This window comes from Flavobacterium sp. (genome assembly GCF_027490375.1).
In the GTDB taxonomy this organism is placed as follows: Bacteria; Bacteroidota; Bacteroidia; order Flavobacteriales; family Flavobacteriaceae; genus Flavobacterium.
In genome coordinates, this window is sequence record NZ_JAIXYH010000073.1 from 14742 (window position 1) to 29845 (window position 15104).

17 protein-coding genes are annotated in these 15104 nt (G+C 42.2%); 8 read left to right on the forward strand and 9 right to left on the reverse strand.

Going from position 1 to position 15104, the window contains the following annotated elements; translation table 11 throughout:
* Positions 1-195: 195 nt before the first annotated feature.
* The 4 genes from Q0064_RS10795 (at position 196) to Q0064_RS10810 (ending at position 3759) form a co-directional block, all read left to right on the forward strand.
* Entirely contained in the window at positions 196-2043 is a 1848-nt protein-coding gene (locus Q0064_RS10795; RefSeq protein WP_298148255.1) for a sensor histidine kinase, read from the forward strand.
* Entirely contained in the window at positions 2037-2687 is a 651-nt protein-coding gene (locus Q0064_RS10800; RefSeq protein WP_298148306.1) for a response regulator transcription factor, read from the forward strand. The genes Q0064_RS10795 and Q0064_RS10800 overlap by 7 nt, the downstream gene beginning before the upstream one ends.
* Positions 2688-2807: 120 nt before the next feature.
* On the forward strand, positions 2808-3263 hold the full coding sequence (locus tag Q0064_RS10805; RefSeq protein WP_298148257.1) for a hypothetical protein: 456 nt from the start codon (positions 2808-2810) through the stop codon (positions 3261-3263).
* Positions 3264-3306: 43 nt separating this feature from the next.
* Complete coding sequence (locus tag Q0064_RS10810) at positions 3307-3759, forward strand: hypothetical protein (protein WP_298148259.1); 453 nt, start codon at positions 3307-3309, stop codon at positions 3757-3759.
* Positions 3760-3860: 101 nt separating this feature from the next.
* Here Q0064_RS10810 and Q0064_RS10815 read toward each other — a convergent pair whose 3' ends face one another.
* From Q0064_RS10815 to Q0064_RS10845, 7 genes are all read right to left on the reverse strand, one after another.
* Entirely contained in the window at positions 3861-4277 is a 417-nt protein-coding gene (locus tag Q0064_RS10815) for a hypothetical protein (protein ID WP_298148261.1), read from the reverse strand.
* Positions 4278-4284: 7 nt separating this feature from the next.
* Complete coding sequence (locus tag Q0064_RS10820; RefSeq protein WP_298148263.1) at positions 4285-4638, reverse strand: YciI family protein; 354 nt, start codon at positions 4636-4638, stop codon at positions 4285-4287.
* A 77-nt stretch (positions 4639-4715) separates the two neighbouring features.
* Complete coding sequence (locus tag Q0064_RS10825) at positions 4716-5285, reverse strand: cyclic nucleotide-binding domain-containing protein (RefSeq protein WP_298148265.1); 570 nt, start codon at positions 5283-5285, stop codon at positions 4716-4718.
* A 29-nt stretch (positions 5286-5314) separates the two neighbouring features.
* On the reverse strand, positions 5315-7066 hold the full coding sequence (locus tag Q0064_RS10830) for an aromatic amino acid hydroxylase (RefSeq protein ID WP_298148266.1): 1752 nt from the start codon (positions 7064-7066) through the stop codon (positions 5315-5317).
* Positions 7067-7231: 165 nt separating this feature from the next.
* Positions 7232-7765: a DUF4136 domain-containing protein gene (locus Q0064_RS10835; protein ID WP_094486476.1), complete on the reverse strand. Its 534-nt coding sequence runs from the start codon at positions 7763-7765 to the stop codon at positions 7232-7234.
* A 164-nt stretch (positions 7766-7929) separates the two neighbouring features.
* Positions 7930-9909, reverse strand: a complete 1980-nt coding sequence (locus tag Q0064_RS10840; protein ID WP_298148269.1) for a urocanate hydratase — start codon at positions 9907-9909, stop codon at positions 7930-7932.
* A gap of 4 nt (positions 9910-9913) precedes the next feature.
* The gene (locus Q0064_RS10845) at positions 9914-10099 is read right to left on the reverse strand and encodes a DUF5522 domain-containing protein (protein ID WP_298148271.1); all 186 of its coding nucleotides are present in this window, start codon (positions 10097-10099) and stop codon (positions 9914-9916) included.
* Positions 10100-10160: 61 nt separating this feature from the next.
* On the opposite strand from Q0064_RS10845, the gene Q0064_RS10850 reads away from it, so the two are divergent.
* The 4 genes from Q0064_RS10850 to hemL all read left to right on the forward strand — a co-directional run bounded on the left by Q0064_RS10850 (position 10161) and on the right by hemL (position 14157).
* Positions 10161-10487: a hypothetical protein gene (locus Q0064_RS10850; RefSeq protein ID WP_298148273.1), complete on the forward strand. Its 327-nt coding sequence runs from the start codon at positions 10161-10163 to the stop codon at positions 10485-10487.
* Positions 10488-11117: 630 nt separating this feature from the next.
* Positions 11118-12017, forward strand: a complete 900-nt coding sequence (locus Q0064_RS10855; RefSeq protein ID WP_298148274.1) for a pyridoxal-phosphate dependent enzyme — start codon at positions 11118-11120, stop codon at positions 12015-12017.
* A complete protein-coding gene (locus tag Q0064_RS10860; protein WP_298148307.1) occupies positions 12011-12871 on the forward strand; it encodes a glucosaminidase domain-containing protein in 861 nt (286 codons plus the stop codon). The genes Q0064_RS10855 and Q0064_RS10860 overlap by 7 nt, the downstream gene beginning before the upstream one ends.
* Positions 12871-14157: a glutamate-1-semialdehyde 2,1-aminomutase gene (gene hemL, locus Q0064_RS10865; RefSeq protein ID WP_298148275.1), complete on the forward strand. Its 1287-nt coding sequence runs from the start codon at positions 12871-12873 to the stop codon at positions 14155-14157. The genes Q0064_RS10860 and hemL overlap by 1 nt, the downstream gene beginning before the upstream one ends.
* A 57-nt stretch (positions 14158-14214) precedes the next feature.
* On the opposite strand, the gene Q0064_RS10870 is transcribed toward hemL, so the two are convergent.
* Positions 14215-14583 (reverse strand): hypothetical protein, encoded by a 369-nt coding sequence (locus Q0064_RS10870; protein ID WP_298148276.1) that lies wholly within the window; start codon positions 14581-14583, stop codon positions 14215-14217.
* A 53-nt stretch (positions 14584-14636) separates the two neighbouring features.
* Positions 14637-15098: a hypothetical protein gene (locus Q0064_RS10875; RefSeq protein WP_298148277.1), complete on the reverse strand. Its 462-nt coding sequence runs from the start codon at positions 15096-15098 to the stop codon at positions 14637-14639.
* Positions 15099-15104: the final 6 nt, after the last annotated feature.

Below are 15104 nucleotides of genomic sequence, written 5' to 3' on the forward strand. Positions count from 1 at the left end.
GTTTGTTTGATTTCCCTCGGCGTCAGTTATTGTGTCGGGGGTTTTCTACTTCAATACGATAGTTTGTTTCCTAAAATTTAGTATCTTACAGAGATTAACCAACCAAACCAACTCATGAACAAGCGCCTATTTTTTAGTCTGCTTTTCAGTCTTGTCGCGCTCTGTAGTTTCGCTCAAAATCAACAGATCGATAGTATGTTGCGGAAGTTAAACACCGGAACGGTCAAAGAACGCTTCAAGAACCTAGTAAAAATAAGCGATGCATACACGCAAACCGACTATAATAAAAGCATTCAATACGCACGAGCTGCCGTTGAGTACGCGCGGAAAGTGAATGACAAAAATTTTGAAGGTGAAGCGTATAACGTATTGGCCAACGGTTTTCAGTTTCATGGAAAACTCGATTCGGCATTAATTTATCATCAAAAATCGCTGGAAGCACGAAAAGCCATTGGTGGAAAGAAGGAAATAGCCGACTCGTACAACAACTTAGGCGTAGCTTACGATACTTCTGGTAAATACCGACAAGCGCTGAGTTACTATTTTGCGGCATTAAAAATTTTTGAAGATTTAGCAGCCACACCGCAAGTAGCGATGACCTGTACCAATATTGGAATTGTGTATAAGGAAATGAAAGACTATACAAAAGCTTTGAAGTACTACAACAAAGCGTATTTGCTTTATCAAAAAACTACCGATGATTTTGGCAAAACCGTTTCGGCAGGAAATATGGGATCGATCTTGATAAATTTTAATCGATATAAAGAATCGCTTTCATACTCAAAACAAGCTTTTGCGGGCTATCAAAAACTTGGTTATGAAACGTATACGGCATATCCGCTGTCGAATATTGCTGTGGTTTACGATAGTTTACACGTTTTTGAAGAAGCAGAAAAAGCTTACCGCAACAGCATAATATTGCATCAGAAGTTCGAGAATACGTTTGAAATTGCCAACATTAGCTGCGCTTTTGCTAATTGCTTGTACAAACAAAACAAATTAACCGAAGCCGTTTTTTGGGCCAAGCGTGCCGAGCAAGTTGCCACCGAAGCCGAACAGTTTTTATTAGTTGTTAGAGCTTATGAAATACTTGCCAAAGCCTATCGAAAAAGTGCCGATTATAAAAATGCGTCGCTTTACGCAGAAAAGTACGCTTCCGGACGCGATCATTTATTTGAATACGAGAAAACCAAAGCCAGTTTTGAATTAGAAACCGTATACGAAACCGCTAAGAAAGAACGCGAATTGTTGGCACAGCAGGCTAAAACAGAACGTCGAAACATTACAATAGTTGCTTTAGGAACAATTGCCGCACTTTCTGTTGCACTCGGATTTTTATTTTATAGACAGCAAAAGATAAAAAACCGACAACAATTGCAAAGTTTTGAACTCCAAACGGCATTGCAGCAGATAGAAACTCAAAAGCGACTTCAGGAACAACGCGAGAGTATTTCCAGAGATTTGCACGATAATATCGGCGCTCAACTCACATTTATCATTTCTTCTGTAAACAACATCGGTTTTGCATTTAAAAACAGCGACGATAAGATTCTGCGAAAGCTAAAGTCGGTGGCCGATTTCACTAAAAGTACAATTGTAGAATTGCGCGACACCATTTGGGCAATGAACGAAAGCCATATCTCATTCGATCAACTCAAATTGCGGATTTTGAATTTTGTGGAAAAAGCCAGCGAAATGTCGCAAGTAGCATTTACGTTTTCGATCGACGAAGATTTGAACGCACGAACTTTTACCGCCATCCAAGGAATGAATCTGTATCGGATTATTCAGGAAGCAGTAAATAATAGTTTGAAATATGCCGAGGCAAAATCCATTGCAGTTTCGGTTTATCAAGACGAAACTCAGCTCACAATTTGTATTTCCGACGATGGTAGAGGTTTTGATATGAAAGAAATTACACTCGGAAATGGCTTATTAAACATGGAAAAACGTGCAACAGAATTGTTGGGCACATTTGAAATTTCCAACAAAAATCCCGGAACGCAACTATGTGTTCGCTTTCCCAAAACTCAATTATTATGATACGTATCGCTATAGCCGACGACAATGTATTTTTGGTAAAATCGACAGTTGAGAAGTTGCAATTTTTCGAAGATTTTACAGTAAAATTTACCGCGAAAGATGGCCTAGAAATTGTAAAGAAAGTTGCCGATAATCCGAATATCGATGTCATTTTAATGGACATTGAAATGCCGGGAACCGACGGAATTGAAGCCGCTCACGCCATTAAACAACGGTTTCCACAAATCAAAATCATTATGCTGACTGTTTTTGATAACGACGAAAACATTTTTAACGCAATTAAAGCCGGTGCCGACGGATATTTGTTGAAGGAAATTGATCCGGAAGAGTTGCACAAGAAAATTCTGGAAACTTGTAACGGTGGTGCTGCTATGCATCCATCAATTGCCTTTAAAACGTTGAAATTACTCCGAAATCCGACCGTTGTCGACAGTTTTGAATCAAGAGAAGAAATTGCGTTAAGCGCTCGTGAAACCGAGGTTTTGGAGCAAATCAGCAAAGGTCTGAATTACATCAATATAGCCGAAAATTTGTTTTTGTCGCCCAGTACCGTTCGTAAACATATCGAAAACATCTACGGAAAATTACGTGTGCACAGCAAGCTAGAAGCCGTTGAAAAAGCAAGAAGAAATAATTTGATTTGAAACCTACTTGTTTTTTGTTTGAACTCCGCACTGATTGAAAACAATCATCAAATACGATTTTCTTCGGATGGTCTACTAGTTAATAGTTTTACAACTTCGTGATGTAAAAAATCAAACATCATGAAAAGAGTACTTTTATTTTTAGTTACCACTGTCGTATTTTCAATTACTGCTTGCAGTAGCAACGACGACAGCTTATCGAATCCTTCACCAACATCAAATTTCTTTAATGCAACTATTGGAACTGCTGAATTTGCGACAAATGATATTGTATTAGCAGAGGTCTCCGCTGGAGGTACGCAAGCATTTGTCGCTACGGGTGCAAATGGTGTGAGTTTTAGTTCGGCTATTTTTCCAAATCAGTTTCCAATTGGGCAAGCCGTAAACATTGCCTATTCATCTAGTATTACATACAAAGTTGGAGATGTAATTTATATTCCAAATTCGGGAACAATGACTCTCGAAATCATGCAAAATTATAAACGAATGAAAGGAAGCTTTTCAGGTACATTCGTTGGCGGAACACCTGCCACAGAAATTGTGATATCTGGAACATTCGACGTTCAAAATCCCTAAAATATCATAGAAAATTTAATCCCTAAAACTTAAACTATAACTTATGAACAGATTTTTTTTTATCCTTTTCGTGTCAACAACTTTAATAACAACTAGTTCTTGTAGCGGCGACGACAGTTCAAACAACGGAGGCGGTAACAATCAAGCGTCTGGTTTTACTTGGCGTGAAAACGATCCGAATGGCATGATCAACCAAGCTGCTTCCGCTACATTTACAAATCAATTTAATACACTCATTGCAAAGAAAGCGGATGGTTCGACCTTGTTCGAAATTAATTTGTCAGGAAGTTCAGCAGCGGCGTACACTTTGTCGAGTTCTGGTGCAAACATGTTTACTTACACCGGCGAAAATCCGTTTTTTGTAGCCGAGTCCGGATCAGTAACTATTTCTTCAAACACCAATAATAAAATCACGGGAACTTACGAGGCGTTTCGAACAGGAAATAGTGGATTAACACGCCTTTACGGAACTTTTACAGATGTTCCCGTGAATTAGACGCATATTTTCTAAATACAGTAGTTCCCTTATACAAACAGAATGAAAAGAGCGGATTTTTGGTCCGCTCTTTGTTTTTTTAATGAAATGCGATTTACAACTTAACCAACGATTCGATTGTCTTTGGCAACAAATTTCGCGAATCCCATTAATGCGCCCGTTACAAGGATATTTCTAAAAAAGTTTACCATTTCGAGCTCCTTCTCACGAGCGAGGTCGGCTGTCATGCGCTCAATTTCAAGTTCCTGACCGAGAGCACGCGGTAAGTGAACTAAAAAAGCCATTAAGATAACGTACACTGCCATCAACGTATAAGCTAATTTATCGTACTTTCCGAGGACTGCACTTCCGATAAAAAGCAGAATGCATACTAGTGTAAAGTAGTTCCAGAATAGCGGAAAGGGCAAATAATCGGGTACAAAAGCGGCTCCTACTTCAGGTTTTCCTAAGTGCAATCCTGCATAAAGCAAGAACGAGAGCGGGAAGAGGTATCTTCCCATGTTTAGTATTTTATCCATAACAAAATTAATTAGTTGGAAAAGGAATTAGCGGACGGATTTCCACTGAACTCTTGGGATATTTAAGGATCGGACAGGTTTGGCTCCAAGCTTCAACTTCTTGCAAATTGTCGGATTTACAAATCAAATAGCCGGATACTAGCACGCTATTGCTTTCTTTGTGCGGACCATCCACAACTGTTTCCGAATTTACCAGCCGAGCTTCATAATGAATGGGAGCCGTGTGGACTAATTTTCCCTGAGCGGCAATGGCACCAATCCATGATTGCCATTTAGGCATGTCTTCGGCCATATCTTGCGATGTTGCCAAATAACTACTCTCATTGCTGGCGTTGCGAAATAATAATAAATACTCTGTCATAACGTTGAATTTTAAATCTGATTAGGAAGTAAAATTCTCGTTTCTGTTTTCGTTTAACGATGACAAAAGTCGATGTTTTATAATTTGGCTTTCAACCGGCTGAAAACATCTTTATTGATTCCTAAATAGGAGGCGAGCAGTTTACTCGACAGGCGAGTCATAAGTGTTGGCCGGTACGTCATGAGCCACTGCATGCGCTCTAAAGCCGTTAGCGAAACAAACGTATTGATGCGATAAACAGAATTGGCATACGATGCTTCTAAGATCTGTTTGTACACCTTGTCAAATTGCGGAATAGTTTCCATCATTTTTTGAAACGACTGTCGGTTGATGGCAAAGAGTTCGCAGGCTTCTACAGTTCGGATATTTTCGGTTGCAGGATTTCCAGTTCCAAAACTTAACAGTTCCGAACACCAATGATCTTCAATAACGATATCCCGTGTCGTTTCGTTAAAATCGCGATCGTAAACGTAAACTTGTAAACACCCTTTTGCGACAAAGTAAACATAATTACACACCTTTCCTTGTTCCACGAGTTGCACGTTTCTTTTCAACGAAAGATGCTCAAATTCGGCTAGGACTTTCTCCAAATTCGGAACATCGGCTCCCAGTCGGTTTGTGATGTGATTGCGGAGAACTGCTTGCATCAGATTTTTTGTAAAAGATAACTTGTCAACTATATCGGCTGCGGCTGTGCCAACTCAATACCATTTTGGATCAAGTGCGCAATTTCTTTGCGATTTTCCTTTCGAGTTTTAAGTAATTGTAGTGCAGCATTTTGTAGTGCTTCGTCTTCGTCTGTATGTGCTAATTCAAGAATTTCGACTGCCAAAAGCCAATCTTCAGGAAAACGTGTTTCTAAGGTTTGTAAAATCTCAGACAAACTAGCTGTTTCAGTGCCGTTTCGATGTTTGCGAACTGCCGCATACAGTGCTTCTAAAGCCGAACGCTCGTCGGATTTTTTAGCTTTTATTGTTGTGGAAGAAGGAACGTGCGTGATTAAATCGAAGCTACGTACGTCGGCTGGTCCTGAGAATGCTGAAACAATTTTCTTGCCCACCGCCATATCGTAAACGCCCCATTCCGGACGGAACAATACGGTATCTCCGTGCTTTACTGTACAATCGCGGAAGCTAATTATTATGATTTCACCTTGTAAATTCCTGCTTCCTGTGATGATTTCACCTTCCACAGTTAAATCGCCTTCAAAAACCAATTCCACGCGTTCGCCTTCGTAAATGTCGTAGGCACGTAAATCCCGTGGCGACATATCTTCGATGGCTAAATTGATGCCTTTTAGTTTTCCAATCGGACTACCAAAGCCGTCTTTGTGCGTTTCGGTTCCGTGACCTACTAGTTCTTTCTCGCGGTATGCTAAAGCGGTTTTACCCGTTGTTTGAATATAAATTGGCTTGCCTTCGTGAGAGATTACATTAGTGAAAACGCCCGAAACTTGAAGTCCGGTGGATAATTCAATAGTTCCTAAGGCTTTGCTGCTTACTAATTTTTTAACACCGCTTAAACCACCTGTTCGAAGCGACATGCTATTAGCAAATTCTTCTAAAACTAAACTCAAATGTGCAAAATCAGGTGTTACAAAAAGCTGAGGTTGTGGTTTAGTGATGTCGAAACTTTGCTGTGCAGCGGCAATGGAGTAGGGGAGCTTTTGTACGGCATCGGTCATGCACCAACTACTTTCGCCAATCGACGACAATAATCCCGCACCGTAAATCTTCGGATCGTCTAAGCTGCCAATCAATCCATATTCCACAGTCCACCAATGTAAGTTACGAATTTGAGCCATTTCCGAAAGTTCGCCCATATTGTTTTGAAGTTCATCGACACGTTTTTCCGCGGCAGCGATATCTTCCGGCGAGGCATCTTCAGCTTCTTTCAAAATCGATAGCAAACGTATCGCCTCGTACATTTCGTAATCCTTGTGCGATGAAATGGCTTTACAACCAATTTCACCAAATCGGCGCAAATACTCAGCATATTCCGGATTTGCAATGATCGGTGCATGACCAGCGCCTTCGTGAATGATATCGGGTGCCGGAGTATATTCGATGTGTTCTAATTGTCGAATATCTGAAGCAATAACCAAAACGTTGTACGCTTGAAATTCCATAAAAGCATTTGGCGGAATAAAACCGTCGACAGCAACGGCTGCCCAACCGATTTCTTTCAGAATCCGATTCATCCCATACATATTTGGAATTTCATCAACACTGAGACCGGTTTTCGTTAATCCATCGACATACGAATGATGCGCAACTTTCGAGAGGTAATCCACGTTTTTACGCATTACGTAGCGCCAAACTGCTTGGTTTATAGGCGTGTAGTCGTCGTAATTCTGTGGCTTAATAAATTGTTTGAGATGTTGCGGTAAGCGGTCGATCAACGGATTGCTAACAAAATGCTCAGACATAGGTAATTTTTTAGCTAAAGTACAAAAAGTACAACGACGCACCACAGCGAAAACGTTGTAAATGCGTCGTTGATTGCGTTAAACTGAAATTAAAATAGCCTTTAAAAAGTTAATATACGTTCGTGGAACAAACGAATTCGTTTACAATTTCAGTGAAAGATGTTTTTATTTTTTTGGTTGTGGCGGATATTGCGCCAAGATTTCGGATACAAATTCGCGGATTTTCGCTTCTTTTCGTTTTGGGTGCAAGTCGAGCAGCCCGTCGCCCTGTCCTTGCCAAACGAGTTCTTGTTTGCGAGCGTCAACCACATCGATGTAGAGTGTGCCGTAGGTGTCGGTAGTTACAGAATAATTATTCCAACCCCAAGGACCTCCCCAGCCCCAACCCCAACCCCAGCCCCAGCCGGCGTTCCAGTTGTTGACGTTCACTTCTTTGCGCTCTTTGGTGAAAATATTTACCAAAACATCCGGATTATCCGATTTTGTAAAACCTTTGCTTTGCAACGATTCTTCAATAGCGGATGTTATGCGGCGCTTGTCTAAGTCTGAAATAGCAACTTTAGCAATCTCAGCAGTCATTAAATTGTAGGTTTTGTAGGCAGTAAAATCAACTTTATTGTCGAAATCTGCCGAAACGTGCACGCTACGGCATCCCACCGTAAGCATCAGCACCATCAGTAAAAAAACAGCCTTTTTCATTTTCTTCTCTTTTCTTTAATACTCGTGTACGCGGCAACTACATTGAGCAATATCGAAGTAAACAGTAAACTGTATTTAATGTACAGACTATCGATTAGCCAACCTAAAGCCAGAAGTACATTTGCGAATAGAAAGATTTTTAAGCTTCCAACTTTTTCCACTGTTTACTTTAGCAACTGCTCATCTACCAGATTTGGGATGGTAACTTTTAGTAAGGGTTGCGCTTCCATGGCGCGTTTTATAGCAAAAACAGCGTTTTCATTTCGCGCCCAGTTTCGTCGTGCAATACCGTTGTTAACGTCCCAAAACAGCATCGATTCCAATCGTTTAGCTGCTTCTTCTGTACCATCAAGAACCATACCGAAGCCGCCGTTTATCACCTCGCCCCAGCCAACACCGCCGCCGTTGTGTATCGATACCCAAGTGGCACCTCTAAAACTGTCGCCTATTACGTTATGAATCGCCATATCGGCCGTAAATCGGGAACCGTCGTATATGTTTGAAGTTTCACGGTAGGGTGAGTCGGTGCCGGAAACGTCGTGATGATCGCGGCCCAAAATAACCGGTCCGAGTTTTCCTTTGGCAATAGCTCGGTTAAATGCTGCCGCTATTTCAACTCGCCCTTCCGAATCGGCGTATAAAATTCGTGCTTTCGAACCCACAACCAAGTTGTTTGCCTTGGCACTTTCAATCCATTTAATGTTATCCATCATTTGTTGCGCGATTTCCGCAGGAGCTTTGGCGGCCAATCGCTGTAAAACTTCTAGTGCAATTCGATCGGTTAAATCCAAATCTTCCATTTTGCCGCTGGCGCAAACCCAACGAAACGGACCGAATCCAAAATCAAAGCACATGGGCCCCATAATATCTTGCACATAACTCGGATATTTAAAATCGATGCCGTTTTCTGCCATAATATCGGCGCCGCTTCTGCTTGCTTCCAATAAAAAAGCATTTCCGTAATCAAAAAAGTACGTTCCGTGCGCTGTGTGTTTGTTTATGGCAGCAGCGTGTCGCTTCAAACTCTTTCGTACCTGTTCTTTAAACGTTTCAGGATCATTAGCCATCAAATCGTTGGCTTCTTCAAAACGCAAACCTACCGGATAATAGCCACCCGCCCACGGATTGTGTAACGATGTTTGATCAGAACCAATATCAATCATAATACCTTGCGTGTCAAAACGTTCCCAAACTTCAACCACATTTCCTAAATAAGCAAGCGACACCGCTTCTTTGGCCGCTTTTGCTTCTTTAACACGGGTAACAAGGGCGTCGAGATCGCTGTAAATTTCGTCAACCCACTTTTGTTCGTGTCTGATTTGCGTAATTTTCGGATTTACTTCCGCACAAACCGTTACGCAGCCCGCAATGTTACCAGCTTTAGGCTGTGCGCCGCTCATGCCGCCTAAGCCCGAGGTAACAAACAAGCCGCCGCTCGGATTCTTGCCAATTTTTCGAAAGGCGTTTAAAACAGTAATGGTGGTTCCGTGTACAATACCCTGCGGACCGATATACATATACGATCCGGCGGTCATTTGTCCGTATTGTGTAACTCCCAGTGCGTTAAAACGTTCCCAATCGTCGGGTTTCGAGTAGTTCGGAATCATCATGCCGTTAGTAACCACTACGCGTGGTGCGTTTTTATGCGAGGGAAATAAGCCCATCGGATGTCCGCTGTACATAACCAAAGTTTGCTCGTCGGTCATAGTTGCCAAATACTGCATGGTTAGGCGGTATTGCGCCCAGTTGCTAAACACGCCGCCGTTTCCGCCGTAGGTAATTAGCTCATGCGGATGTTGCGCTACAGCATGATCCAAATTGTTCTGAATCATCAGCATAATAGCTTTGGCTTGTTCGGATTGTCCGGGATAATCGGATATCGAGCGTGCGTAAATTTCGTAATCGGGCCGGTAACGGTACATATAAATACGTCCGTAGGTTTCGAGTTCGGCTTTAAATTCGGGTAAAAGCGCGGCGTGAAGCTCGGGTTTAAAATAGCGTAACGCATTTTGTAACGCCAATTTGGTTTCGGCTTCGCTGAGAATGGCTTTTCGTTTAGGCGCGTGATTTACTTTCGGATCGTACGCCTTTAATTCGGGTAATTGGTCGGGAATTCCGGCTAGAATTTCTTCTTTAAAAGTCATGCTTTTATTTCTTTTTTCTGATGGTGTTTGTTTTTTTGTCGAATCCGTACGGACAATGGCGACAGCCGCTCTTGCAGCAATAACCGCGCTTTAAGTGCCACTTTTCGGTAAAACAACGATAGCCTTCGGGAGTCAGATAGTAATCTTCTCCTTCTTTGGGCTTTTCTTCTTGGAATTTATTTGGTTGCATAACGACTTAACAAAATTACGGGTTTAATCTCATCTTTGTAAACCGATTTAACATTTAGCAAATGATTGTTGTAGCTCCGTTTTTGTTTTCGAAGCGGTTTCGCGCGCTGGCGCTGTATCCGTTTATTTTTGTGGCTACCACAGCCGATGCGCAAGATCAGGTATTGTTACAGCACGAGCGCATTCATTTCAGGCAACAAAAAGAGCTGCTTTTTGTGTTTTTCTATTTGTTTTATGCCCTCGATTTTTTGCGAAATCTGTTCCGTTTTCGCGGAAATGCCCATCAAGCGTACCGCTACATTTGTTTTGAACAAGAAGCATACACTTTCGAACACGACGCTACTTACCTCAATTCCCGAAAGCTGTTCGCCTGGCGCGTGTTTTTGTAGTTGTTAGCTGTTAACTTTTAGCGTTTAGCAATCAGTATTTAGCTTTTAGCCTCTATTACTTTCCCCCTTTTTTCCATTCTTTCCATTCTTTCCATTCTTTCCATTCTTTCCATTCTTTCCATTCTTTCCATTCTTTCCATTCTTTCCATTTTTTCGCTTTTTTCGCTTTTTTCGCTTTTTTCGCTTTTTTCTATTTTCCGTGCCCATCCTGCCGCCGAATTTAGTGGAAGTTGGTGCAGCGGCAGGTCGGGCTGTTCACTGCAATACACGCGTTTTGGCGCAGTTTCAGCCTACGTATTTGGTTGGGCTTCCGTTGGTCGCCAGCCAAATCCGGGCTTCAATCGCGCCAAAAAGCTTGTATTTTCGTTGCCATCCCTTGTGCGGGGGTGAGGGTGCCTGGTAATTCGTTTTTCCTCGAGCACTTCCGCCGCGGCCGCGAGTGCAACGAATAGCCCGCAGCCAAAAACGCTAGCTTTTGTGGCAGCGAGCGGGCGACCCAAGAAGCCACGCTAAGCAACTACAAAAGCAGCGTTTTTGGCTGTGGCCTAGTAGTGTAAGGCGCGAAATGCCGCCCAAAAAATTACCAAAATAGAAACAGTTGTTCTTGCCTAGGCGTTTATCTTTGCACTGATGGCTTTTCTTCCTACAGAAATAAAAAATCAGTGTGTTTTTTTACCGGGATGCGATCGCGTTTCGGTATCGATGAAGCGACTCGATTTGTGGCATCCGGTGGTTTCTGGCAATAAGTTTTTTAAGCTAAAGTATAATTTAGAAGCCGCTTCAAAAATGGGTGCAAAGCGTATTGTAACCTTTGGGGGTGCGTTTTCAAACCATATTGCTGCTTGTGCGTATGCGTGTAAATCTGCTGGTTTTGAGTCGGTTGGAATCATTCGTGGCGAAGAACTCGAATTTCAAGAGCGCAACGCCACCTTGCGCTTTGCCGAAAGTTGTGGCATGCAGCTGCAGTTTGTGTCGCGCGAAATTTATTCTCAAAAGCAACTGCCGTTTAAAGCTGCGCCAACCGATTTCATCATTCCGGAAGGCGGTGCCAACGAATGGGGCGTGCACGGGTGTCGGGAAATTTTATCGGAATCCGATTCGACGTACGATTACATTGCCGTATCGCTCGGAACTGGAATCACAGCGGCCGGTTTGTCGCATGCCTTGTTTCCACAACAACAATTACTCGTTTTTTCTGCTTTGAAAGGCGCACTAACTGACAGCGATTTTTTTACTTTTGCCGATGCAAAGCGATGCCGGCTTTTTGAGCAGTATCATTGCGGCGGTTACGCGAAATGCCCGCCCGAATTAGTACACTTTATCAACGATTTTTACAAACAAAACGGTTTTTTACTCGATCCGATTTACACCGGAAAAATGATGTTCGGTTTAGGCGATTTAGTACAAAACGGATTTTTTAAAGACGGGGCAAAAATTTTAGCCATTCACACTGGCGGATTGCAAGCAATTTCTGGCATGAATGCACGTTTGAAAGCAAATGGACTCTTAGAAATACAAACTGAATTATGAAGTATTTACTGGCTTTAGTAGCTGTTTTATTTTTAGCAACCAGCTGCAAATCGAAACAAAATTTAGTGCGAACCACCAAAACGGAACCGAAGATCAAAACCGTGAAAACAAAGCCGGTTGCTCAGAGTACTTCAAACCAGTCGCAAACCACTAAACCAAATAATTCGAAGAAAACGGAAACCATTGTATCGACATCAAATACTGTGGTGTACACCGAAGTAGTGCAATCGTACGTGAACGATTTCAAAGACGTTGCCATGTCGAACATGCGTACTTACGGTATTCCGGCGAGTATAATCTTGGCTCAAGGAATTTTGGAGTCGGGAGCGGGTAGAGGTCGGCTGGCGGTTGAAGCCAACAATCATTTCGGAATTAAATGTCATAAAGATTGGACCGGCGAGAGTGTTCGTCACGACGACGACAGTGAGCAAGAGTGTTTCAGAAAATACAATGATGCCAGTGAATCGTATCGGGATCATGCCGTTTTCCTGACAGGAAGACAACGCTATGCTTCGTTATTTCAATTAGAGAAGAACGATTACGAAGCTTGGGCACGCGGCTTAAAAAATGCAGGTTATGCCACCGATCCGAAATACCCAGAGAAGTTAATTTCGTATATAGAACGGTACGAGTTGGCGCAATACGATGCGGCTGTTTTAGGTAAAAATTACATTCCGAACCAGGCACCTAGCGAATCGATTGCCTACAGCGACAGCGATTATTATGAAGTGCAAAAAGGCGATACGTTGTATTCGATTTCAAAGCGGTTCGGACTCAGTGTTGAGGAATTAAAATCAAAAAATAATTTGGCAGACAATGCGATTGCTGTCGGACAAAAAATTAAAATCAAATAATGGAATACAAAAGGAGTAGTGCTTTATTTATTGAAGCGCAACAGTATATTCCGGGAGGTGTAAACTCTCCGGTACGAGCATTTAAAGCGGTTGGCGGACATCCGATTTTTGTTAAATCGGCAAAAGGCGCTTATCTGTATGATGAAGATGGTAACCGATTGATTGATTATATTAACTCGTGGGGACCGATGATCTTAGGACATGCCTACGAGCCCGTAGTGGAAGCTGTGATTGAAAAAGCAAAATCGGGAACTTCGTTTGGAATGCCCACGGAAATTGAAACTGAAATCGCGAAACTAGCCATTGCAATGGTTCCAGGTATCGATAAAATTCGGTTTGTAAATTCCGGAACAGAGGCTTGTATGAGTGCTATTCGTTTGGCGCGCGGTTTTACTTCGAGAAACAAGATTATAAAATTTGCGGGCTGTTATCACGGGCATTCCGATTCGTTTTTAATTCAAGCCGGCAGTGGTGCTAGTACGTTTGGTATGCCAAACAGTCCGGGTGTAACCGCTGGAACAGCACAAGATACGCTATTGGCAACATACAACGATGAAGCCAGTGTTCGCGAATTGTTTGCGGCCAATCCGAATGAAATTGCCGCACTAATTGTGGAGCCGGTGGCGGGTAATATGGGTTGCATTCCTCCTGCAGCAGGATTTTTACAGTTTTTGCGCGACATTTGTTCGGAGAATAATACGCTGTTGATTTTCGATGAGGTAATGACGGGCTTTCGATTAGCTAAAGGAGGCGTACAAGAGTTATACGGTATAACGGCCGATATTTGTTGCTTTGGAAAAGTAATTGGCGGCGGTTTGCCCGTAGGTGCATTTGCAGCTCGTCGGGAAATCATGGATTTTTTAGCACCAGTTGGACCAGTGTACCAAGCCGGAACATTGTCGGGCAATCCGTTGGCTATGGTTGCTGGACTAACGATGCTGCGTGCAATTAATTCCGATGCCGAGTTGTTTAAAAGGCTCGAGGAGAAATGTGCGTATTTAGAAAACGGCTTGCGTGAGGCATTTTCAGAAACTGCGATTCCGTTTACTATAAATCGGGTTGGATCGATGATTTCAATTCACTTCGCCAAGGAAAGTGTTGTTGATTTTGCCACTGCAAAGCTCGGCGATAACGAGTGGTTCAAAAAGTTCTTTCACGGCATGCTGCAGGAAGGCGTTTACATTGCACCTTCGGCTTACGAAAGTTGGTTTTTAACCGACGCTTTAACGTACGAAGATTTAGATTATACGATTACGGCGGCGAAGAAAGTCGCGGCAGAGATGTAACAAAAAGCTGTTTTATGGCGATATGAAACAAAAAAGGCGGTCAATCGACCGCCTTTTTTAATGAGTTAAATTATGGAATACTTGCTGGTTTGCTTTCAACTTCTCATACTGGTCGTTTGGAAGAGAAGCTTCTAGTTTTCTCGCAATGGTTTGATAGATAATTTCTTTACGTTCGTCACTAGCACCCGCAGCTTCATTTAAAAGACGGTATTTGGTAGTAAAAAGTTCTTTGAACATTTCTTTTTGCGGTTCTGTAAGAGATAGTACAGAAGTCATTTCCGCAAGATTAGATTCAACTTTTTTAATATCTACACCTTTTGAAGTTGCCGTTTGACTAGTAGCTAGTTTTGTTACTATTGGTGCTGCTTTTTGTGCCATTCCTGCTAGGGAGAACATCATAAAGCTAAGTAATGCAAGTTTTTTCATAACGTTTTTCGATTTAAAGAAAGCCAAATCTAAAGAAATTATTTTAGATACAATTAATCTTGTGGCTCATTTAGTGCAGGTTCTGCATTTTTTCCTCTACGTCGGTCTGACAGTTTTTTCTCCATCTTATCCGCTCTTTTGTCGCGCGTTGCTTCCCACTTGGCAAATTGTTCCGGTTTTAGAATCTTTTTCATTTGGTCGCGAAGCGCAATTTTTTCGTCAAGGATTTTGTTCTTCATGTCGAAACGATCTTGCTCGGTTGGCTTTACGCCCGACTTTCTTTTAGCGATTAATTCTTCGCGAGTAGCTTCTCTTTTCTTTTCCGCTTCAAGGAAAACTTGTTTAATCTCCTTTTGCTGAGCGGCAGTTAGATCGAGCTGCAATGTCAATTCCTTAACACGCAATTCGGTGCGTTGCTCGGGTGTTAGCGGCGCTTTGCGGGTTTTAACTTCTTTCTCTTGAGCGAAGCCTACGAAACTCGTAAGTACAATCGCAATCATCAATAGTTTTTTCATCTGCTT